This window comes from Mycobacterium sp. (assembly GCF_002863225.1).
GTDB lineage: Bacteria > Actinomycetota > Actinomycetes > Mycobacteriales > Mycobacteriaceae > Mycobacterium.
On sequence record NZ_PKEK01000074.1, the window covers coordinates 1 to 20,529 of the forward strand.

Below are 20,529 nucleotides of genomic sequence, written 5' to 3' on the forward strand. Positions count from 1 at the left end.
GCGGTACGCCACCTCGTGGCGCGGGCTATTGGGTTCATACCAACGGTCAACGTTGCACACATATGTGTGCAACGTAAAAGCGCATGCCAACTCCATTGCAGCCGGGAAGCCAGTTGGAAAAATCGACGAAGCCCACACCTACAAAAACCTCGGCCGCACCTGCAACATCGAAGAACTGTCCTGCCCCAACGCCGCGCAACGAGCAGAAGACCTCGCCCTCAAACTCAAAGTGCTGCGCCAACGCCGCCGCGACGAAGCCCTCGCCAAAGGCATTCCCGCCCACCGCGTCATCGAACGAGTCGCCACCTTCGCCACCGGCACACCCATCGCCAACTCCCTGGGCGAACTCTGGGTCATGCAAACCTACCTTCGCCCCGACCTGCTCGCCCAAGCCGGCGTCGCCGACCTCGGCGACTGGGGCGCGGCCTTCACCGCGACCACAACCACCATCGAAGTCAACGCCACCGGAACCAAACTGCGCCCCGTCACCCGAGTCGGAAAATTCACCAACCTGCCCGAGCTGCTGGCCCTGTCCTCGATCTACACCGACGTCGTGACCCGCGACCAGGTCCCGGTCGCGCTGCCCACCCTTCACCTCGGCCAACGGCAAATCATCAGCTTGCAACCCGACATCGAAGTCGTCGACTTCATCACCGACCTCGGCTGGCGCCTCGACAACCTCGACGCCCGACAACCCCAACGGGACAACCAACTCAAAATCAGCACCGATGGCCGCAACGTCTCCCTGGACCCGCGCCTTGCTCACCTCAGCGCACCCCCGCACAGCCGCGCCGCCGCCGTCGCCGAACAAATCATGCGCGTGCACCACCAGTTCGCCGACCGCGCCTACACCCACCCCGACACCCGAGAACCGGCCGGCACCGGTGCCCTGCAAATCGTGTTCTGCGACCGCGGCACACCGTCGAAAGACCCCGGCCAGTTCAGCATCTACCAAGCCGTCAAAGACGAACTCACCCAACGCGGAATGCCCGAAACCGCGATCCGGTTCATCCACGACGCCAAAAACCTTCAAGAACTCAAATCGCTCTTCGCCCAATGCAATAGGGGAGAAGTCTCGGTGCTGATGGGCAGCACCGAGAAAATGGGCACCGGCGTCAACGTCCAGGCCCGCGCCGCCGCGCTCCACCACGTCGATGTGCCCTGGCGGCCCTGCGACCTCGAACAACGCGAAGGACGCATCCTGCGCCAGGGCAACCAAAACCTCGACGGCATCCACATCTTCAACTACGTCACCGAGGGCTCCTACGACACCGTCATGTGGCAAAAAGTTCAAGCCAAAGCCCTGTTCATTGAGCAGATGCACCGCAACGAAATCGTCGACACCGAAATCGAAGACCTCTCCGGGGGCGACATCGGAGCCGCCGCCGCCGAAACCAAAGCCATCGCCACCGGCGACCCTCGCTACCTACGCCAAGTCGAACTCGACGACACCGTCAAACGCCTCAGCGCACTCGACCGCGCCCACACACAATCGGTGCGCAACCGCGACTGGCAGGTCCGCGTCTTAGAGCGCGCCATCCCCAACAAACAGCGCGACATCGAGGAACTCGCGCCCATCGCCGCGATCGCCGCCACCCACGCCGCCAGCGACAACCCGCCACGGCTGACCATCGGCGAGACCACCCACACCCAACGAGTGCCCGCCGCCCAAGCCCTCGCCGAAGCCTGCCGGCGCGCCTACGCCGCCGGAAAGGACCGCGGCGCAAGCCGATTCGAACCGATCGGCGCCACCATCCACGGCGTCGATGTCCTCGCGGCCCGCGACCTCACCCACGACCAACTGCTGCTACGTCTAGCCGTTCCGTCGCGCACCGCCGACATCGACGGCCTCGAACTGCTCTCCACGGGATCCGGGATGGGATCTGACGTCAACGGCCCCAAACAACTCGGCCTGCTGCGCCGCCTGGAAAACCTCTACAACGGGCTTCCCGAACACCTCGCCCGCCTGCAACGCGAGCGCGACCGCGACCAAGCAGAACTCGACGACTTCCTGGCCAACCAGCCCGCCCCCTTCGAGCATGCCGACGAGCTGGCCGCCAAAGACGCCGAACTCAAAGCCCTCACCCTCGAACTGCGCATGGCCGCTGAAAGCCCCGAGGCGAAAGCCAAAGCCGCCCAAGCCGATCAACGGCTCAAAGCGCGGGGCCGCAAGCCCGGTTGGAGCCTGCTGCTCAACCCCACCCCTGCGCTGCTCGAAGAACTCGGCTACCCCACCGCGGATGCCCTCCGCAAAACCGTGCGGGCCCGCGAACGGCTGACCCTCGAACAACACCAGCACGACCGTGACCTCGACGGCCCCGGACACGACCTGTAGCACCACCCCTCCTGTAGTCGATCGCGCCCGGCGGTGTCCGCACCCGGTGGCGACTTTGGGCGAATCTGCTCACCAATAGGCGCGAGCACGGGTTGCGCGGCGTTACCGTGCGGCATGCCTGAAGACACACCGTTAGCGCAGACCCAGGACGACATCCGCGCCGCCCAAGCCCTGCCCGACAGCCCCGATCGGCGAGCCAGGGGAGCGGCTGCTCAGACACGCGCACGTGAGGTGCTGCTCGACCCGGCCAGCACACCCGTGCAAAAGTCCGCCGCCCGGCTGGCATTCAAGCAAGCCCGCGCTCTGGCCGGCGAGCCGGACCGCACCCCCACCACGCGCCACACCGACAACGCCCTGCGGATCGGGCTCGACGTCGTCTAACCGTGGCCGCGTTGAACCCGGATCGCCTTCGTGGTGACTGGTCGGCACCACGTGCGCTCGGCAATACTGTGAACCATGGCGCTTGATGGATTGGTCAGTGAGGCGGGGCGGGCACTCAGTGCCGCCCGCCGGTTGTTCGGGTCCGCACCGGCCGCTGAGGCCATGCCGTCCGCCCACCAGCTCGTCGACGGCCACGACACCGTCGCCCAGACCCGCCAGGCCGCCGCCCGCAGGTGGCAAGGTGGCAGCGAGTCGACCTACATCGAGTCCAGCGGCGAACAGATCCACGCGCTGAAATCCACCGTGGACGCCGATCACCGCTTGAGCCCGGCGCTCGCCGACGCGAGCCACGCGGCGACTGAGGGCGGCAAAGATATGGACCGGCTTATCGCGCAAACCCGTAGCGGTGTCGCGCAATTGGCGCCGGGCACTCACACCGCCGGCGGCCAACAAGCCCTCGCCGAGTATCTGCACGGCCAACTCAGCCAAGCCAAAGGCGTCCTGCAGAATTTCACCCAACGCGACGCTGACATCGCCGACACCATCGAGTCCGCCGACTATGTCACCGGCAACGGGGGAACCAAGCAGTCCCCGCCCGCGACTCCGCTGGACTCCGATAAGTGGAAGCCGGGCGACAAACGCCACATGCCCTACATCGCCGGGCCCGGTGGCCTCGGCCCCGCGAACCCGTGGGGGGAGCCCGGGTGGCTCGAAATCGGTTCGCAGTCAGGTAATTTCGTGCGGTCCGACGAGCTGCCGCACGTCAAGGTGCGGGAGCCCGGGGCGCTGGGCCCACCTACCGCGTCTGACGAACACGGCAACCCTGACCCCTACATCGAACTCGGGCCGAACACCGGTGTGTGGGCTCCGCGATCGGATTTCCCCGGCGCGAAGTTCTATGCGCCGGGATCGAGTGATAAACCGCCGTATGGGTGGGAAGAATTTCTGCCCGGATCAGGGATTTACCTGTGGCACGGCGACCTGCTGCCCGAGCCGAACGCCCCCCGGCACAACCCGGATCCTGGCACCTACCCGCAATCCGGGCACTAATGCTCGTTCCCTGGTGTGTTGCAGCAGGCGCTCTGCATCAGGACAACATCGATGGCAGGCGTCCGTGAGGCCCGCCAGAGTGCTGGTGCCAAGTTGTCTACGTCCACGGTGGTGCCAACCCGGGGACACCTGGTGAGCGATGCACGATCACCGGGGCGGAGGGGTGAAGGCCTCGCGCAGGAGGCTGACCGCCGCCGCGGCGGTGGTGACGCCCAGGCCGACGTTGTGGGTTGTGTAGCCGACCGCCGCGCCGGCGGCGACGGCCGTGATGGTGCGCGCGATCGAGCCGGCGCGGCCGCGCCATCCAGAGTCGGGACTGGGGGTGGTGTCGTGCTGCTCGGTCATCCTCGGTGAGGTTCCTTCCGTGAAACGTGGTGACCTGTACGATTCCGAATTTTTGACCCGATCTCACCCCCACAAAGGGACCGAGATGGCGGGTATTAAAGGCCCGCGTTGGCGGGATAAGTGACAGTTACCTCTACCTCTGACGCTTGACCCGCTAACTCGGTACCCGCTAACTCAGTACATTGGTTTTTGTGAGCACCCCACCGGACAGCAGCAAGCCCACGTGGACCGTGGGCTTCCCCGCCCTCGTGCGCGAGATGGAGCCGCCGTCGCGCGAATCGGCCTACCTCAGCAAGGCCGAGAAGAACCTCCACGCAAGCAGGGAAAGCCGCCTCGTCCACCTCCGCAACGCGGTCACCAGGAACGCCATCGACCGCGCAACCGAACGACTCAGCGATATGGCGCATCCTGACCGCGACTACGTCGTCATCCGCACCCCGTTCATCTACGGCCGGCACCTACTGCCCAACCCGCCCACCCCCTACATGGATGGCGGTGCAGACTTCGCCACCATCTCGCCGCCGCTGACCCGCGTGCTCCGTCGCAAAAATCAGCACGCAATCGCGCTGTACCTCACGCTGCTGTTCGTCCGGCAGGTACACGTCTTCCGCGCCGGCAATCCAGCCGCCGCTGGCCCACGGCGCCGCAAGGCTGTCTTTAACCTCGACGGCTCGTTCTCAGAGGCCTCATTGATCGGATTGCCCAGCTTTGACCGCCGCAACCAACGCCGCGTCTTCAACCGCGCACTCGACGCCCTGGAGAAGGCCGAACTGGTCGACCTCGGGCGCAGCGGCCAGCGCTACGCCACCTACACGCTTAACTGCGAGGACGGATCCGGCCACGCCTACACCGTCCCGGCCGGCGATCCTGACGTCCCCCAGCACCTCTGCTTGCCCACCGAGTTCTTCACCGCCGGTTGGCCAATGATCCTCACCCCGTCGGAGATGGCCACCTTCCTGGCCATCTGCCACTACGCCGACCGCCGGCTCCCGCGTAACCCGGACGGGGAGACCCCGCGCCGCATCTACCTCGCCAAGTCCGAACGCGACAACCACCTCGGCCTCTCAGACGAGGCCTACGAGAGCATCCACCAGCTCGCCGAATTCGGCCTCATCGACGTCCACGATCCGGTGGAGGGCCGACGCCGCGGCCGCATCTCGCCCGAACTCACCGGCGGCAAGCGCCCCGACCCCTACCTCCTCGACCCGACCGTGCTCGGCGGATTCCCGTCACACGAACGCGTTTTCAACCTCGACGCCTTCAAACAGCCCGCCATCGAGACCGCGATCGACCGCCTCAACCAGCCCCTCCCGCGCTACGCCATGTGGTCTGGCACCTCCCGCAAGCGAGACGCCGACGCTCAGAACGCCGAATAGGTCCCGGCCTAGCACGGGAGATCGTGATTATGTGCGCTCGGCTGTGCCGGCGTCACGCGCCTGGCGGCGCTGATCCTCTTCAAACATCGACACCGGGCCGCGGTTACGGATGCGGCAATGCGGGCCGGGCTGGGGCGCGTAAACCGTTGCCCCACAGTGACATTGCCAAGTCGTATGGTAGCCGTTGCAGGTGCACCATGCTGAGCTGACCGACCAACCGGGGTCGCTATACGGATGCAAGTCAGGACAACACGTCGGCGGGACAACCACCCAGCCGCGCTCCGTGCGTACCAGGTCGCCGACGAAGTGATTCGGAAACTCGTCCCGCCGCCGCCCTGACGCCACGGCGTCACAACCCCAATAGTCGAAGCCGGCGGCTGCTCCCACTCATGAGATCCGATCATACGTTCGATTGATAGTCGGTCAGCGCCCCGGCCCTGACGTTATGGGCCAGGCATACCGACGAGCGATGAATCGGTGGTCCCAAGCGTGCGGTTCGGGCCCATCAGCGGGATGCCGTGATTTGGCCTGCATACCCCTTTAGGAGGCTTTCTGTTGCTGCTGGCGGATCTCGTCGATGAGGCTGCGCAGCGTTCGGGTCTTTAGCTCGTGGACGGAATCGGTGAGATAGTGCTGGTTGACCCGCTCGCGGAGTTGGATAGCTTCGGTGAGGCGGTCGACTTCCATCGCGCCGCGCCACTGCGCAGGTCTGGCGAGCATCGCTGCGACTTCGTGGGCGCGTGCGTGCAGGTAGTGGACTCGGCGGTCGTCCAGGGGTCCGGTCACGCTATTGCGGCATGACCCGATACGGCACCCGATACGAGTCCGAATGTCGGTGTTACCCAGAAGTTCTCGCGCCGCTTTGGCGGGAACGGTGGCCCCCAGCCGTGGTAGGTAGACGCCGGCTGTGGCACCCCCGCTTTGGTCCTTCTCCGGGTCGGGTTCCCGCCGGTAGCGGGCAATCGTCTGCGCATGATTGACCTTCTCGAGCAGGCCGACACCGACGGAGTAGGCATCTGCGTGGCCTAGGGCCAGTGCGGCTTGGCCGATGTTCCCAGACAGGCCGAGAGTGACGTTGATACCGCGCTCACGAAACTCGTCAAGGAAGCTGAAAGCTTTGCGGATCTTCCGGATACCTTCATCGTCGCCGCCAAAGGGGGAGAGGCGGACCTCGATGGCGTGGATACCGGCGCCAGCATATTCAGCGGGCAGATTCACCGAGAGGTGACCAAGCATCGTTGTCGGAATCGTGACGACGGCGCGGGTGGCCTTCGTGCTCGACAGCCGGGTGCGTTCGGCGAGGTCGATATTGAGGTGGGCAGTCCGGTCGTCGGTCACGTAAAAGTGCGGAGCGGTGATATGCGTGACGACAGAAGGGTGAGAGGCGAGGGTCTTCTCGACGAGGCTCTGGCGCGCCCGTGCATCGGTGGACAGCGCATCGGTGCTGTAGGGCTCTCCGGTCCACAGCGGGTACTTGTCGAGCCCGTGGCCGGCGACCGTGAGCCGCTCGGAACCCGTCTCCCAGTAGACGTCGAGGCCGCCATCTGCGGCCGCGGCCGCAGCATCGCGCTGATGTCGGGCCGCTTTGGTGTCGAGTGTGATCGCCGCAGTACCAGCGTGTTCGCGCGAAAGAAAGTCTTCGACCGGCTTGTGGTCGCCTGGTCCGAGACGAAACTGAATGCCCATCGTCGTTGAGTTCCTCTCGCGTTGAGGGCTAGTTCCATGTCATACTACATGACATAATGGATGACAAAAGGAAGACAGGCCCATGGCTGTGAATGCGCTCGCCGCGACGGTTTCCGGCGCCATCGACCGTCTGGGGCTGACATATGAGGAGGTCGGGGAGATCGTCGATGCGTCGCCGCGCTCCGTGGCGCGGTGGACTGCAGGTCAGGTGGTCCCGCAACGGCTCAACAAGCAGCGCCTGATCGAGCTGGCCTACGTTGCCGACGCGCTCGCCGAAGTACTTCCGCGCGACCAAGCGAATATGTGGATGTTCGCGCCGAATCGACTACTGAAGCACCGTAAGCCAGCCGACCTTGTGCGGGACGGTGAATATCAGCGTGTCTTAGCCCTCATAGACGCCATGGCTGAAGGGGTATTCGTGTGAGCCAAGCCCTCGACGAGGGGCTTGTTCAGCGCGTCGACGCTCGCGGTACGACGGCCTGGTCCGCAGAATGCTTCCGTTACACCGCCGCTCATAGAGACCCTCTATCGGGTGAGGGAGCACGTAGGTTCGGAGGCAGATGGAATCCGGCTCTGCTATTCCCGGCCATCTACCTGGCTGATTCCGCGCGGGCGTGCATGGTCGAAGTCGAGCGTGCCGCCGACGCGGCATCGACCACAGCAGAGAAGATGCTCGAAGCGGCGTATCGACTACACACCATCGACGTGGCGGACCTGGCTGTCCTAGACCTTCGGACACCCGCAGCTCAGGACGCTGTCGGGCTCGAGATCGACGATATCTTCGGAGATGACTGGGCGGCGTGCCAGGCCGTCGGACATGCGGCTTGGTTTCTGCACATGCAAGGAGTGTTGGCACCCGCCGCAGGCGGTGTCGGCCTGGTGATCACCGCATATGAGCAACGCACGCGGCCAGGCCAGATCGCGATACGCGCCAGCGCCAATCTAACGCCGGCGATGTACCGAACCCTGCGAGCATCTTGACCGCACCGAACAGTCCCCCGATGCCGCACAAGCCCGCTGGCGCGCCGTCAACGCCCCACACCTGGTCCCCTGGTCCGTGCCGGCGCCGTGTTCCACAAAGGCACTTGCTATCAACCGGTCATCGCACCATGGGATTGACCCCTGAGGGTGGACATCCGACTGGTAATCGCAAGACCGAGTTACCTCAGTTTGGATGACAGCCGCCCCAGAAGCTCGCGCAAGATTTTTTCAGTTGGCCCGTGGCGGCGGCATCTACGGACGTGCTGGACTTGAGCGGTGAATTTCTCTGGCGTTGAACGTCCTGATCCCATTCGACCGTTGTTTCTGGCGCTGGTTGAAGCAGTCTCCGGTGCGGCACGCAGTCAGGCGACGGACCTGCTGAAGCGCTACGACGTCCTCATGCGCGCCAGCGAGTCCTGGCGTTCCAGTGGGCCTGGTGCGTTGCGATGGTTGGCCGCCGTCGACGAGCTGCTGGCGGACGGGGAGCATATCTTCGTTACCGTGCGAGCGGTCGGCACGTAACAGAGGGTTCCGCGCATCGCTAGTTGGCCGTGCCCCAGATACGTTGAGAATGCCCCAGATGCAGTGATAACGGACATCAATTCGGGCCGTTGTGAGTTGTAACGCAAACGCCGGAAGCAGGGGCGAGCCGGGGGTCAACCCGATGCAATCCGTCACGTGACACATCTCATGCCCGGTGGCCGATCGCGGCCACCTATGCGGTGTTGCGTCAATGTTGAACCGCGGCTCCGATCCGACAGCAGTGCTCGGTCCACTACGTTCGACTATTCGTCCAGGTCTGTTGCACGACTTTCGATAAGGCCGTATAGCGGGTTTTCGAGCCGCAGCGGCGCGGTTCTCGGTGCCGGCGCCGTCAAGGTAGGCCCCGGTTGGTCGTGGAGACGCGGCGTGCTGAGCGAGGGGCAAGACCCTTTTCCGAGAGCTCCCTGAGTCGCACCAATTCCGGATTCGGTTCGCGAATCGCAACGGGCGGCGGCTGGTTGTGGTTACTCATTCATTGCGGCACGGGAGACTTCGATAGCTATGGCGAAGATGCCCCCAAAGAACAGAACTGCCATCACCGGAACCAGCGCTAGCGGGAGTGTCACGTGGTTGATCATTGCCATGATGGAGATCCCTAGTACTACACCCTCTGCTGCTCCACCGATAACCAGCACAGCGGGTCTCATTGTCGCCATTACCCCTTGCCTCGCTTCCTCGTACGTGTCTTGGACTGTGAACTCAGGGGAGTGCTATCCGCAGAGCTTTACTGATTTCCTGCATTGTCGGCGGCGAGAGGGAGCCGAGCGATGTGGTGAGTTCATCGTGGTAGAGCTGCACGATGTCGTCGACCAGGACGAATCCGGCGAGAGGATCGGCGGCGGCCAATGGCACGACTGTGGGTACGTGCGCATTTTTGCTCGTCGTCGTGATCCGAGCCGCCAAGACCGTGTCCAGGTTCCTGTTCCGCGAATTGTTACTGAGGATGACCCAGGGTTTCGAGCCGTGCCCGAGGTCCACGCGGTATGCCTGGCCCCGCATCCCGCGATTCACAGACCAGCCTCGGTCCTGCGCGCGTAGCGGTCCCGTGCTTCCCGCCGCTCGGCGCGGGCAGGTTCGCTGTTGAATTCAGGGGCCAGTTGGGCGTATCCGGCGTCGAGGACGCGTTCACGGAGCGCTTCAGCCCCGGCCTGAAGCAATGCGCGCAGCGCGCTGGCTTCCGATTTGATATTGCTCTCGCCTCGTTGATTGGCCCATTGGCGCAGCGCCTCGAATGAGGCGGAACCCTCGGTGAGGTAGGGCGCGAGCACCGCCTCATCGGCGTCTTTAAGGATCAAGCTCACTCGCTTACTCATGACGCCAGTTTACACTAGAACTCGGTGTAATAACGAGTGCATTAGCTGGTGCACCGCGGGATCGAAAGACTCTGGCTTTGAGGTACCTTCGCCGGAATTCAAATCCAAACAACCGAGCCGGACTCGCGGCGAGTAGCGTTGCGCTGCAATGCAATAAGTCGAATACAGCTCGGTCGTCCGGTTTAGCGGGGGAGAGCGAGGCGCCCGTGAAACTTTTGCCGATGCGCCGGCAACTTCTCCCCGATCTTTACGAGGGAGGGCAGCCTGGCTCAGCTAGCAGGTGGTGCCTGGGTGACATCGACGACAGCCGAGGTGGTCAGGTAGTCGCCGTCCTCGCCGATGAAGTCGACGGCTTGCACCTGCAGGATCTGAACCACTCGGGGTCTCCGCGGTTGTGATGTCGGAGCACTTCTGGGTCTTCATCAAGCCCACAGTCGAGCGCGAATTTCGCCCCGCTCACAGGGCCGGTTTTTGGTCAGGATATGGCCACACGTCCAAGCGGCGATTACCGCTGAAACCCGATGGGCCACGGTGCAGATCCCCGGGGCCATAGGTAGCCCCTTCGAGCCACCGCCCCCTCTGGTTGGGCGAGACCGCGCGAATACAACCGAATTGTGGATGTAGGTCGCCGCTGCGGCGGATCTGGCGCGCGGTTCATGGCGTGTTACCGCGACGGTACAGGGTAGGGGAGGGAGAATTCCGAAAACCATTGAGGCGGATTCATATTCACGCCGCCAAGGTCGGACCGTCCGTGTTTGGCTGCGTCGTAGAGCATGAGGACGTCGTTGTCCTGGAAGAGGTTTTCGAATAAGTCACCCCAGCCGTGTTGGCGTGCAGGGTCGTCGGGCCAAGCGAAAAGCTGCTGGGGCGGACAGCCGGCGTCCGCAGCGGCGCGGCGCAGGATGAGGTGCAGCATCATTTCTTCTCCGGTGCAGCGGGGGACCGGCGCCCCCCACCGGCGGGTGTCACCGGCCAGCACCTCAGCGGCATTGGCCAGTTGGTAGCGCCACAATCGGCTTTGTGTGAACGTCTGCGGGGGCAATGAGCCCAGGACCGCGAACTCGCGCTGGTTGGCAGCGTCGATTGGTGCGGTGTCGAGCTGGTCGGCCTCGGCTCGGATCGCGATGGCAAGTTGTTCTGCCGCGGCGACGATGTGGCACCGGCGCGGACCAACCGTTGCGATGATCTCTAGAAACTCGGCGTCGAGATCATCCATGGCTTCTCGCGTCCGCGAGTTGGGCCCAGCGTTGATGTGCCGATTGCGCGGTGATGCCCACCTTCGCGCCGATTTTTGCCCACGAGAGGCCCGCGTCGCGGGCTTTGAGTACCGCGACATCCAACTGCTGCTCGGCGGCGCGAACGCTGGCGGCGGCGCCGGCGACAGCACCCGCGGCGGCCAGGTCGTCGATGTGTTCGCGCCGCCACAGATCCCGGGCAACGTCTTCGATATCGTTCGTGTACATCACGTCAGGTACATCGTCGTCGGCGACGTAGATCCGAAAGGATGCCGGGTCGTGCTGCAGGGGCGAGGGCACGCGGGTCCAGAGCTGTTGGCTTATCCAGAGATTCGGGCGGCGTTGATTCGCGTGGAGATAGCAGTCGCAGACCACCCGCCACCCGATCACCTCGCCCGCCGGACGACTGCGGTACGAGCCGTCATCGAGCTGCTCAACAGCGCTGCGCTCATCGTCCCAGGCGCCGATTCCGCGATCGCCGTTATCGAACTCGGGCGCCAGATAGCCCTCATGCCACTCGTCGTGCCCGACGACCTCGCTTTCATACGTCCATCCCATGGGACGCAGCGTACCACCACCGGCATCAGCCAATCCTGATGCTAGTAGATACTGCCATCAGGCACCGCTGACATAGGGTAGCTACTCGGCGACACGTTGGGCACAACGTCTCACAGCCGGGGGCGACTACGGGTCGATAAGGCGGTATAGCGGATTTCGGGCCGCCGCGGCGCGGTTCTCGGTGCCTGCGCCGTCGACGTAGCGCTGCGATGTCGCCATCGACTCATGTCCCAGCAGCTTCATCAGCGCATAGACACTCACATCGCAATTGGCCAGCTCTGTAGCGAACGTATGCCTGAGCCCGTGCACTAAGGCGCCATGTGCGCGTTGACTGTTCAAGCCGGCCTTCTTAAACGCCCGAAGCACCCGGTATTGCAGCACGCCGCGGGTGATCCGATCACCGTCGCTGCCGACGAACAGGGCAGCGGTCACCGGCCACGCCCCGAGCCCGGTGCTCGCGCCTCGACGCTTCGTGTCGGCGGGGAATCGGACTGCCCGGGAGTCCAAATAGCATTCCAAAACCTCGATTAACCCCTCTTCCACCGGGATTCGGCGATCCTTGTTGCCCTTGCCGCGCACGTGGATCACACCGCCCTCGGTGGTGGTGCGGATGTCGCCGATGTTGGCGCGAAGCAGCTCGTCGGCCCGCAATCCCGCCAGCACCGCAGTCAACACCAGGGCCGCGTCGCGTTCGGGCCAATCGCTGCGGCGCTGCGAACCGCTGTCGGCGTCAATCGCCGCCAGCAGCCCCGACACCATCTCGGCGCCAAGTCCCTTCGGCAGCGACTTGGGGACTTTGGGGCGACCGATCAGTGCCATCGGGTTGGCTTGGATAAGTTCATTGGTGTATAGGAAGGCGCACAACGTGTTCCATGTCGACCAGCAGCGCCTGATCGAGGAGGCCTCGTGGGTGTCGGCGTAGGTGGCGAATGCCGCCCGCATCGCCTCCTTCGTGATGGCGGCGGGTGTTAGCTCGCCGATCTGTGCGCGGGCGCCGGCCAAGAGCTCGGCGATCGCGGCAAAGTCCTGTCGGTATGCCTTGGCCGTGTGCGGCGAGGGCTTGCGAACCGCGCGATCGGCCAGAAACGCCGAGAACCACTGCGGGTAAGCCGATTCCGAGGTCGAGCCTTCAACCGATCTACGAGGAGTCTTCGCCATGCACCCAATATCGCATGGATATCCGCAGTTATCCACGAACAAGTCCGCCATTTTCATCAGATGAATCACAGATGCCGGGCCGGCGTCGATTGGCGCCACTGTGGTGTGGTGGCTAAAGCCCTTGTTGGTCTGTGGGTTTGGGCTCAGTGGTGGTAGGTGGGGGAGTGCCCGTCTGCGGGATGGGGCTGTCACGCCGGGCCGAGTCGTGTCAAGGTGATGCGGCTACCTGGGCAGATGTGGCAATGATTCATTCAATCATTCAATGAGTGAGACAGCCTCGAGGCCGTTTTGCCTGTCGATCTGAGCGGTCGCGCGTGTATGTGGTCGGCAGCACTGTGCGATACCTTGGGCTGCGGCGTGGAGGACCTGGTGACCGTGACCGCCAGCGATGTCCGTCGACGCAAAGCGTCGTCGGGCTCGCAGCCCGCACCCAAGCCCAACGTCGTCGAACTCAACAAGGCGGTGCGGCCTCGCCGAGCCAGGGCCCTCTCTGTCAACCTTGAGTGAGACACTTCGACCCGAAATGTTTACTGAGCCTGAGGGCGAGTACGGAGAGAACGAGGTTGAGCAACAACGGCAACAACGGTGCCCTTACCCGGCGTCGGAAATCGTCGATCGCGGTGGAGGACGTGCCTGATCCACAGGTGCCGGAGCGGGCGCAGCGGCGCACGTTCACCGCCAAGTACAAGCTGGCGATCCTGGAGGAGGACGAGCGCGCCGAACGCACGGAGCGGGGCGCGATCCTGCGGCGGGAGAACCTGTATTCGTCGCTGTTGACCGAATGGCGCCAGCAACGTGATCGAGGCGCGCTTGAGGCGTTGTCGTCGCGGCGTGGCCCCAAGCCGGGCAAGCCCGCCGCTCAGGCCGCTGAGGCCGAGATCGCCCGGCTGCGCGCCGAGTTGGACACCGCGCGAGAGGTGATCCGCGTGCAGGGGGAACTGTCCGCGCTCTTGGAGAGGCTCTCGGCCGACAGCGCGGCAATGGCCGAGAGCGACAGCGGGCACTGAGGATGATCGATACCAGGATTGAGGAGCTGGCCCCGTTGATCGGGATCCGCGCGGCCTGTGCGGCGACTGGCCGTGCGCCCGCCTCCTATTACCGCGCCCACTTCAAGCCGTCGTCGGTGCAATCGGATACGTTCACTACCGCGCAGACGCAGGAGGTTTCACCGCCGCTACGGCGGGAAAGCACGCAGCCGCGGGCGCTGAGCGTGGCCGAGCGTGAGCATGTACTGGCGGTGCTGAACTGCGAGCGGTTCGCCGACATGGCGCCAGCGGCGGTGTATGCCACGCTGCTCGACGAGGGCGTCTACCTGTGCAGCGAGTCGACGATGTATCGGCTGCTGCGCGAGGCAGGCCAGACCGGCGATCGTCGCCGGCAGGCTAGCCACCCCGCCAGTGTGAAGCCGGAACTGGTTGCTTACCAGCCGAATTCGGTGTGGTCGTGGGACATCACCAAGATGCACGGCCCGGCGAAGTGGACGTACTACTACCTCTATGTGATCCTCGACATCTTCTCCCGCTATGTGGTCGGATGGATGGTGGCCTCGCGTGAGTCGAAGATCCTGGCGGAACGGCTGATCGCGCAAACCCTTGCCGCTCAGCACATCACTGCCGCCCAGCTGATCCTGCACGCCGACCGCGGCTCGTCGATGAGCTCCAAGCCGGTGGCGCTGTTGCTGGCCGATCTCGGGGTCACCAAATCGCACTCACGTCCGCATACCAGCAACGACAACCCGTTCTCCGAGGCCCACTTCAAGACCCTGAAGTACCGGCCCGACTTCCCGGAACGCTTCGAGTCGATCGAGGCCGCCCGGGTGTACTGCGACCGGTTCTTCCGTTGGTACAACCATGAACACAAACACTCCGGCATCGGGCTGCATGTGCCCGCCGACGTGCACTACGGTCGCGCCGACGAGATCCGCCGGCACCGAGCCACCGTGCTCGACGCCGCCTACCGCATCCATCCCGAGCGCTTCGCCCGCAAGTCACCCGAACCGCCCGCCCTGCCGATCTTCAGCGCCATCAACCCACCATCGAAGGAGGAAGAACCGACTCGCTAAACCACCGAAAATCGTGTCTCAGAAATGTTGACAGGTTCCGCATCTGGCGTGTCTGCGGGATTGTGGGCTGGTCGCGGCACGTCCGGTCGGGCGGTCCTCGGTGTATGCCCTGGCCCAGCCTGCGCTCACGGATCTGCTCTCGGCGGCGGAGACGGTGCTAGCCGACACCGGTAACGCCGTTGCGTTGTGTCCCACTTACGGTGCAGCCCAGGCAGATTCGTGACCGAACCCTCACCTCTTACGTCGTTGGGCATCAACACCGAACCCGGCTGCGCGGACGACTGCTGCACTGCGAGTGCCCCGCTGCCTGCGGCGCGGGATGCGAACTGGCACCGGGCCGCCGCGCAGGCCCGCCTGTTGGTCTGGGTGTCGATGGTGTGGATGGGCGCTGAGGGCGCGATCGGGCTGTGGCAGGGCTTCACGGTCGGGTCGATCGCCCTGATCGGCTGGGCGTTGGGCAGTGCAGTCGAAGGTCTCGCCAGTGTCATCGTGGTGTGGCGCTTCACCGGGGAGCGGACCCTGTCCGATACCGCGGAACGCCGCGCTCAGCAGGCTGTCGCGGTCAGCTTCTGGCTGCTAGCACCCTATGTCGCGGTCGAGTCGGTGCGTGACCTGCTCAACTGGCACCGCGCCGAAGCCACCATGCTGGGAATGGTGCTGGCTGCGTCCAGCCTGGTAGTGATGCCGCTGCTGGGATATGCCAAGCAGCGTCTCGGCGCCCGCCTGGATTCGGGGGCGACCGCGGGTGAGGGTATCCAGAACTATCTGTGTGCCGCGCAGGCCGGCGCGGTGCTGCTCAGCCTGGCGGTGACCGCCGCCTGGGCCAGCGGCTGGTGGCTCGATCCGGTCATCGGCCTGGCGATCGCCGCTTGGTCGGTGTGGGAAGGGATTCAAGCCTGGCGCGGTGATGACTGCTGCTGAAGTCAACGCTGTCCCGACGCCCTGCCGCGAACCTCACGGCTCTCACAGTGGGTGCGCCGCCGAGGTTGTCATTGAGGGCAGCGTTGTGCGGTCGAGGGTGGTGAAGCCGAGGGCGTCGAGGAAGCAGCCGAGACCACCGTGGTGACCGTGCTCGGTGAGGAACTGGCGCAGCTCGCCGTGCACCATCGGGCTGGCCTGGCGGAGGAACTGTTCGCAGAGTGCGAGCAGCTCCGTGGTGATCTGTTCTGGCGCAACGCCGATCCCGACGTCGGGATCGGCGAGATCGGGGGCGTCAGCGGGACGGAACTCGTAGTGCATTGGGATCACCTTTCGGGTGTTGGTGGATCAGGTGCTGGCCCGGGTGGCGCGGGCATGGGCCAGACGGTAGGACTCGGTGCCGGTCTCAATGATGTTGCCCGCGAACGTCAAACGATCGACAATCGCCGCGCACAGCCGCGGATCGGTGAAGGTCTTCGTCCAGCCAGAGAACGACTCGTTGCTCGCGATCGCGACGCTGGCAGTTTCCTCCCGCTCGGTAAGAACCTGGAACAGCATCTCCGCGCCACGACGATCGAGTTGCATGTAGCCCAGCTCATCGATGCAGAGCAGATCCACCCGGCCGTAACGGGCGATGGTCTTGGCGAGTTGGCGTTCGTCCGCGGCCTCGACGAGTTCGTTGACCAGTTTGGTGGCCAGGGTGTAGCGGACCCGGAAACCGTCTTGGGCTGCCGCAGTGCCCAACCCGATCAGCAGGTGCGTCTTGCCGGTGCCCGAATCACCAATCAAACACAACGGCTCGCCCTTCTTGATCCACTCGCAGCGGGCCAGGGTGTGGATGGTGGCCGCGTTGATGGCCGGGTTCGCGTCGTAATCGAAGTCAGCGAGCCACTTCTCGCGGGGAAACCCCGCCGCACGGACCCGGCGCACCGTGCGGCGCCGGTCCCGGTCGTCACACTCGGCCAGCAGCAGCTCAGCGAGAAATCCGCGGTAGGTCAGCTGCTCGCGTTCGGCGGCATCGGCGATCTCGGTGAAGCGGGATCGGATAGTGGGCAACCGCAACGAGCGACACGCCTGATCGACCGCGGCGTCGGCGGCCTGCTCGGTCATCGCCCGACGCTTGCGGGTGGACAGGCCCGTCATGACACCTCCGACCCTTCAGCCGGGGTGGTCTGCTGCGCGGTGCGCCGCGTCAACAGCTCGTCGTAGGCGGTCACCGTGGGCAGCGGTCGGGTGTCGGCGGGCAGCCCGGCGATCACTGCGGCCGGGTCGCCCAACCGTCGCTCGGTCAGGCTGATCACCCGCTGAGCCGGCGCCCGCACCGGCACCGATTCGACGTCGTCCTGGGATGAAAAGCCCTGAAATGGGCGGTGTTCGGCGATCCGGCGGGCTTCGACAGCCACCACGTCGGCGCGGGCGGCACCGATGCCGGTCGCCGCTGCCAATCCGTCGACCACATCGGCGTGGGTCAGGTGGCGGTGCAACAGCAGCACCTCGACCAGCTCACGGGTCCCAGCGCCATCACCGTGAGCACGTCGCGCCGCGGCCCAGAACGCTTCGTGCTCGGCGGTGAACACCCCGGACTTACGGGCCTGGGCCAGCGCGGTGGCCCCGGCCAAGGCGCCGGGCTTGCGCTGCAGGATCTCCAGATAGTGATCCAGCACCACCGTGGTCGAGCCCTTCACCGTCGAGCGTTCGTGGCGGGCCACCTCGGTTCGGCGGTCGAACGCGATGACCTCATCGGCGCTGAGCAGCACCCGGATCCGGCGGCCGATGAACCGGGCCGGCACCGAATAGGTGGACTGGCGCACCGTGATCCGGGCGTAGCGATCCACCAACGGCTCCAAGCTCAACCCGGTCTGGAACACCTCGCTCGGCAGCGGCCGCAGCAGCGGCGCCTCCAGGGCGAAGTCTTGCCCGACGGTGCGGACCCGGTTGGTGATCCGCCGATGACCATCAGCGGCGTCGGCGGCCACCAAGCGGGCGTTGAGTTCGGCCAAGCTGTCGACCTTGGGCACCGGAACGAGATGGGTGCGCCGGAACCGGCCGCCCTCTCCTTCCACCCCGCCCTTCTCATGGGCCCCGCCGACCCCCGGCTGGCAGTAGAACGCGTCAAAGCCCATGTGCGACCGGAACAGGATCCATCGGTCGGACTCAGACCGGTTGCGGCCGAACAGGACTCGCGACACTGCCGATTTGAGGTTGTCGTAGCGGATCTTGTCGAACGGTACCCCGCCCAGCTCGGAGAACGCATGCTGATGGCCGTCGAGGAACGCCTCCTGACCCTGCGTGCCGAACGCTTTGTGCACCGCCCGGCCGCTACACGACAGCCGCAACGTGAACAGGAACACCTTCGTGCGCACCCCACACAAATCGATCCACAAATCGGCGAAATCGACCTCGGCTTCAGCCCCCGGCAGGTGCGTCTGCGGGACGAAGCCGCCCTCGGCAGCCCGACCGGCCTCCGCGGCGATCTCGGGCCGCCGCTTGGCGACGTAGTCGCGCACCGAGGAATAGGACACCTCGAGCTGATGCTCATCGACCAGCCGGGCCAGCACCCGCCGCGCGGTGTGACGCTGCTTGCGAGGCGCATCCAGATCCTCGCGCAGCATGCCGTCGATCAACGGCTTGGCCCCGTCCAACCGCGGCGCCGGGAAACTCCGCCGTTTCCGTGGCGGCGGCGTCGGTGAGGCCAACGCCTGGCGCACCGTCCGCCGATGCACCCCATGCCGCGTCGCCAACTCCCGGATCCCTAGGTCCTCCCGGCGGGCATCGCGGCGGATCGCTTCATACAGTTCCACCCTCGACCCCAAGCCGGCCCCCAACATCCGTGGTTGCTAACAGGGCGGATTCAATCGGTCCTCGCAACACCGGCTTGGTGAAGCGAGTGTAGGTGTTCGGCGAAGGCTTCGGCAGGGGTTCGCCAGCCGAGGGTCTTACGAGGTCGTGTGTTGAGGGTATGGGCGATGGCGGTGATGTCGTCGGCGTCCCATCGGGACAGGTCGGTTCCCTTCGGGAAGTATTGGCGCAACAAGCCATTGGTGTTCTCATTGGTGCCGCGCTGCCATGGGCTCTTCGGATCAGCGAAGTACACCTTGACACCGGAGGCGATGGAGAACTGGGCATGCGCCGACAACTCCTTGCCTCGGTCCCACGTCAACGACCGGCGCAGCTGCGCAGGCAGTGTGGTGATCGTCTGCTCCAAAGCATTCGCCATCGTGACCGCGCCGTACCCAGCCAGAGCTGGCCCGTTCTTGGTCCGCGGAATCACCCCATAGCCGACTTCACGCGGAAGGTGGATCAGCATGGTGAATCGGCTGGTGCGCTCCACCAGGGTGCCGATCGCGCTGCGCTGCAACCCAATCAGAAGATCGCCCTCCCAATGACCCGGTACGGCGCGATCGGCGACCTCCGGTGGGCGTTGGCTGATCAACGTCTCGGGCGTGACGTGCGCCCAGGCCTTCTGCCGGGTTCGCGCCCGCGGCACCCGCAGCGCCCGGCCCCGGCGTAGGCAGCTGACCAGATCGCGTTTGAGCGCGCCACGGCTTTCGACGTAGAGCGCTTGGTAGATGGCTTCGTGGCTGATCCGCATGGTCTCATCATCGGGGAAATCCACGGGCAACCGCCGGGCGATCTGTTCAGGACTCCACGCCTGAACCCAGGCCCGATCACCCCGGTGGGGCTTGTTGCGGCCTTTCCACACCGTGTTGGCGGGCCCGGTCACGACCTGGCCATCAGCACTGCGTATGACTCCAGAGAGCTTGTCCTGGACGTACTGGCGCAGCCGCTTGTTGGTGACCAGCTTGGCTGTCTTCGGACGCCGAGCCCGCCGTTCGGCATGCCACTGAGCGGTCGAGGCCCTGTAATCCAGCCGATACGTACGGGTCGAGGCATTACGGCGCAACTCACGCGAGACGGTCGATGGTGCCCGCTTCAGCCGCCGTGCAATCTCACGCACGCTGGCACCCTGGGCGCGCCATAAGGCGATGCTTTCACGCTCATCCGAGGACAGGTACCGACCGGAAACAGATTCTGGCAGTTGTGGATTCACGCCGCCAGCATGGCGGAACCACCGGAATCCGACCGGCGACGACACGCCCGCTTGGGCCGCGGCGTCCTCGGTCATCGCCCCCGCAGCAATAGCTGCCCAGAACCGGACCCGGTCCTGACGCCAGGCCACCGTGGGTCGACCTGGTGAGGGAATCTGCCCCCGATAGCCGCGAACCTCCAACTGTCGCTTCCCGTACCCCATCGCACACCTCCGAGAAATCGAGGTGTTGCGACGACCAGTCGAATCCGCCCAGCATTCCGCCGGAGCGACCGGGAGGGGCCCAACTTGCCCTGTCACACCACCCCGGGCGTGTCGCAGGTGGGGCCAAATAACTCCGTCACTCCAACGTTCAAGCGACCAGGGTGGGGCCAAATACCTCCGTCACAATGGGGCCCATTAACGCTGACATAGCCATTCCAATGGGAAGGCACCTCGCAGGTGAAGAATATCGCTGTCGCATCACGGGTGAAAGTGTCGGCCGATGGGCAGGGTGTCGTGTCGCATGCCGGGATGGCCATGCTGCGAGAACTCGCCGAT

At 65.0% G+C, this 20,529-nt stretch carries 20 protein-coding genes and 3 pseudogenes; 12 read left to right on the forward strand and 11 right to left on the reverse strand.

Annotated elements, in window-relative coordinates:
• The 3 genes from CYU59_RS22830 to CYU59_RS22840 all read left to right on the forward strand — a co-directional run.
• The coding region (locus tag CYU59_RS22830; protein ID WP_363115194.1) for a helicase-related protein at nucleotides 1–2,335 on the forward strand (2,335 nt) is incomplete at its 5' end.
• A gap of 114 nt (nucleotides 2,336–2,449) precedes the next feature.
• Nucleotides 2,450–2,716: a hypothetical protein gene (locus CYU59_RS22835; RefSeq protein ID WP_293003084.1), complete on the forward strand. Its 267-nt coding sequence runs from the start codon at nucleotides 2,450–2,452 to the stop codon at nucleotides 2,714–2,716.
• Between the two features lie 75 nt (nucleotides 2,717–2,791).
• A complete protein-coding gene (locus CYU59_RS22840; protein ID WP_293003086.1) occupies nucleotides 2,792–3,766 on the forward strand; it encodes a DUF4226 domain-containing protein in 975 nt (324 codons plus the stop codon).
• Nucleotides 3,767–3,913: 147 nt separating this feature from the next.
• Here CYU59_RS22840 and CYU59_RS22845 read toward each other — a convergent pair whose 3' ends face one another.
• A complete protein-coding gene (locus tag CYU59_RS22845) occupies nucleotides 3,914–4,111 on the reverse strand; it encodes a hypothetical protein (RefSeq protein WP_293003088.1) in 198 nt (65 codons plus the stop codon).
• 191 nt (nucleotides 4,112–4,302) lie between these two features.
• On the opposite strand from CYU59_RS22845, the gene CYU59_RS22850 reads away from it, so the two are divergent.
• On the forward strand, nucleotides 4,303–5,487 hold the full coding sequence (locus CYU59_RS22850) for a hypothetical protein (protein WP_293003090.1): 1,185 nt from the start codon (nucleotides 4,303–4,305) through the stop codon (nucleotides 5,485–5,487).
• A gap of 540 nt (nucleotides 5,488–6,027) precedes the next feature.
• Here CYU59_RS22850 and CYU59_RS22855 read toward each other — a convergent pair.
• Nucleotides 6,028–7,173 (reverse strand): hypothetical protein, encoded by a 1,146-nt coding sequence (locus CYU59_RS22855; protein WP_293003092.1) that lies wholly within the window; start codon nucleotides 7,171–7,173, stop codon nucleotides 6,028–6,030.
• An 82-nt stretch (nucleotides 7,174–7,255) separates the two neighbouring features.
• Here CYU59_RS22855 and CYU59_RS22860 point away from each other — a divergent pair, with 82 nt between their 5' ends.
• The 3 genes from CYU59_RS22860 to CYU59_RS22870 all read left to right on the forward strand — a co-directional run bounded on the left by CYU59_RS22860 (nucleotide 7,256) and on the right by CYU59_RS22870 (nucleotide 8,676).
• The gene (locus tag CYU59_RS22860; protein WP_293003094.1) at nucleotides 7,256–7,597 is read left to right on the forward strand and encodes an antitoxin Xre/MbcA/ParS toxin-binding domain-containing protein; all 342 of its coding nucleotides are present in this window, start codon (nucleotides 7,256–7,258) and stop codon (nucleotides 7,595–7,597) included.
• A complete protein-coding gene (locus tag CYU59_RS22865) occupies nucleotides 7,594–8,154 on the forward strand; it encodes an RES domain-containing protein (RefSeq protein WP_293003096.1) in 561 nt (186 codons plus the stop codon). Before CYU59_RS22860 ends, CYU59_RS22865 begins: the two co-directional genes overlap by 4 nt.
• 318 nt (nucleotides 8,155–8,472) lie before the next feature.
• Nucleotides 8,473–8,676: a hypothetical protein gene (locus CYU59_RS22870; protein ID WP_293003098.1), complete on the forward strand. Its 204-nt coding sequence runs from the start codon at nucleotides 8,473–8,475 to the stop codon at nucleotides 8,674–8,676.
• Between the two features lie 720 nt (nucleotides 8,677–9,396).
• Here the strand turns inward: CYU59_RS22870 and CYU59_RS22875 are convergent.
• The 5 genes from CYU59_RS22875 to CYU59_RS22895 all read right to left on the reverse strand — a co-directional run bounded on the left by CYU59_RS22875 (nucleotide 9,397) and on the right by CYU59_RS22895 (nucleotide 12,961).
• Nucleotides 9,397–9,708, reverse strand: coding sequence for a type II toxin-antitoxin system PemK/MazF family toxin (locus tag CYU59_RS22875; protein WP_293003101.1), 312 nt, complete (start codon nucleotides 9,706–9,708; stop codon nucleotides 9,397–9,399).
• Nucleotides 9,705–10,010 carry a hypothetical protein gene (locus CYU59_RS22880; protein WP_293003103.1) on the reverse strand — a complete coding sequence of 102 codons (306 nt, stop codon included), beginning with the start codon at nucleotides 10,008–10,010 and terminating at the stop codon, nucleotides 9,705–9,707. The genes CYU59_RS22875 and CYU59_RS22880 overlap by 4 nt, the downstream gene beginning before the upstream one ends.
• A gap of 664 nt (nucleotides 10,011–10,674) precedes the next feature.
• Complete coding sequence (locus CYU59_RS22885; protein ID WP_293003105.1) at nucleotides 10,675–11,226, reverse strand: hypothetical protein; 552 nt, start codon at nucleotides 11,224–11,226, stop codon at nucleotides 10,675–10,677.
• Entirely contained in the window at nucleotides 11,219–11,803 is a 585-nt protein-coding gene (locus tag CYU59_RS22890; protein WP_293003107.1) for a hypothetical protein, read from the reverse strand. Before CYU59_RS22890 ends, CYU59_RS22885 begins: the two co-directional genes overlap by 8 nt.
• 126 nt (nucleotides 11,804–11,929) lie before the next feature.
• The gene (locus CYU59_RS22895) at nucleotides 11,930–12,961 is read right to left on the reverse strand and encodes a tyrosine-type recombinase/integrase (protein WP_293003109.1); all 1,032 of its coding nucleotides are present in this window, start codon (nucleotides 12,959–12,961) and stop codon (nucleotides 11,930–11,932) included.
• Nucleotides 12,962–13,288: 327 nt separating this feature from the next.
• On the opposite strand from CYU59_RS22895, the pseudogene CYU59_RS22900 reads away from it, so the two are divergent.
• From CYU59_RS22900 to CYU59_RS22920, 5 genes and pseudogenes are all read left to right on the forward strand, one after another.
• Nucleotides 13,289–13,468 (forward strand): annotated as a pseudogene (locus tag CYU59_RS22900) (XRE family transcriptional regulator); the annotation flags it as partial.
• A gap of 266 nt (nucleotides 13,469–13,734) precedes the next feature.
• Nucleotides 13,735–13,923 (forward strand): annotated as a pseudogene (locus tag CYU59_RS22905) (hypothetical protein); the annotation flags it as partial.
• A gap of 47 nt (nucleotides 13,924–13,970) precedes the next feature.
• Nucleotides 13,971–15,023 (forward strand): IS3 family transposase, encoded by a 1,053-nt coding sequence (locus tag CYU59_RS22910; protein ID WP_293003111.1) that lies wholly within the window; start codon nucleotides 13,971–13,973, stop codon nucleotides 15,021–15,023.
• Nucleotides 15,024–15,063: 40 nt separating this feature from the next.
• Nucleotides 15,064–15,246 (forward strand): annotated as a pseudogene (locus tag CYU59_RS22915) (transcriptional regulator); the annotation flags it as partial.
• Between the two features lie 80 nt (nucleotides 15,247–15,326).
• On the forward strand, nucleotides 15,327–15,944 hold the full coding sequence (locus CYU59_RS22920) for a hypothetical protein (RefSeq protein ID WP_293003119.1): 618 nt from the start codon (nucleotides 15,327–15,329) through the stop codon (nucleotides 15,942–15,944).
• A gap of 42 nt (nucleotides 15,945–15,986) precedes the next feature.
• Here CYU59_RS22920 and CYU59_RS22925 read toward each other — a convergent pair whose 3' ends face one another.
• From CYU59_RS22925 to CYU59_RS22940, 4 genes are read right to left on the reverse strand one after another with little or no spacing between them, the layout of a single operon-like run.
• A complete protein-coding gene (locus CYU59_RS22925; RefSeq protein WP_293003113.1) occupies nucleotides 15,987–16,262 on the reverse strand; it encodes a hypothetical protein in 276 nt (91 codons plus the stop codon).
• Between the two features lie 27 nt (nucleotides 16,263–16,289).
• The gene (istB, locus tag CYU59_RS22930) at nucleotides 16,290–17,084 is read right to left on the reverse strand and encodes an IS21-like element helper ATPase IstB (RefSeq protein ID WP_293003115.1); all 795 of its coding nucleotides are present in this window, start codon (nucleotides 17,082–17,084) and stop codon (nucleotides 16,290–16,292) included.
• Nucleotides 17,081–18,754: an IS21 family transposase gene (gene istA, locus CYU59_RS22935; RefSeq protein ID WP_293003121.1), complete on the reverse strand. Its 1,674-nt coding sequence runs from the start codon at nucleotides 18,752–18,754 to the stop codon at nucleotides 17,081–17,083. Before istA ends, istB begins: the two co-directional genes overlap by 4 nt.
• A 38-nt stretch (nucleotides 18,755–18,792) precedes the next feature.
• Nucleotides 18,793–20,193, reverse strand: coding sequence for an IS30 family transposase (locus CYU59_RS22940; RefSeq protein ID WP_293003117.1), 1,401 nt, complete (start codon nucleotides 20,191–20,193; stop codon nucleotides 18,793–18,795).
• Nucleotides 20,194–20,529 lie beyond the last annotated feature (336 nt).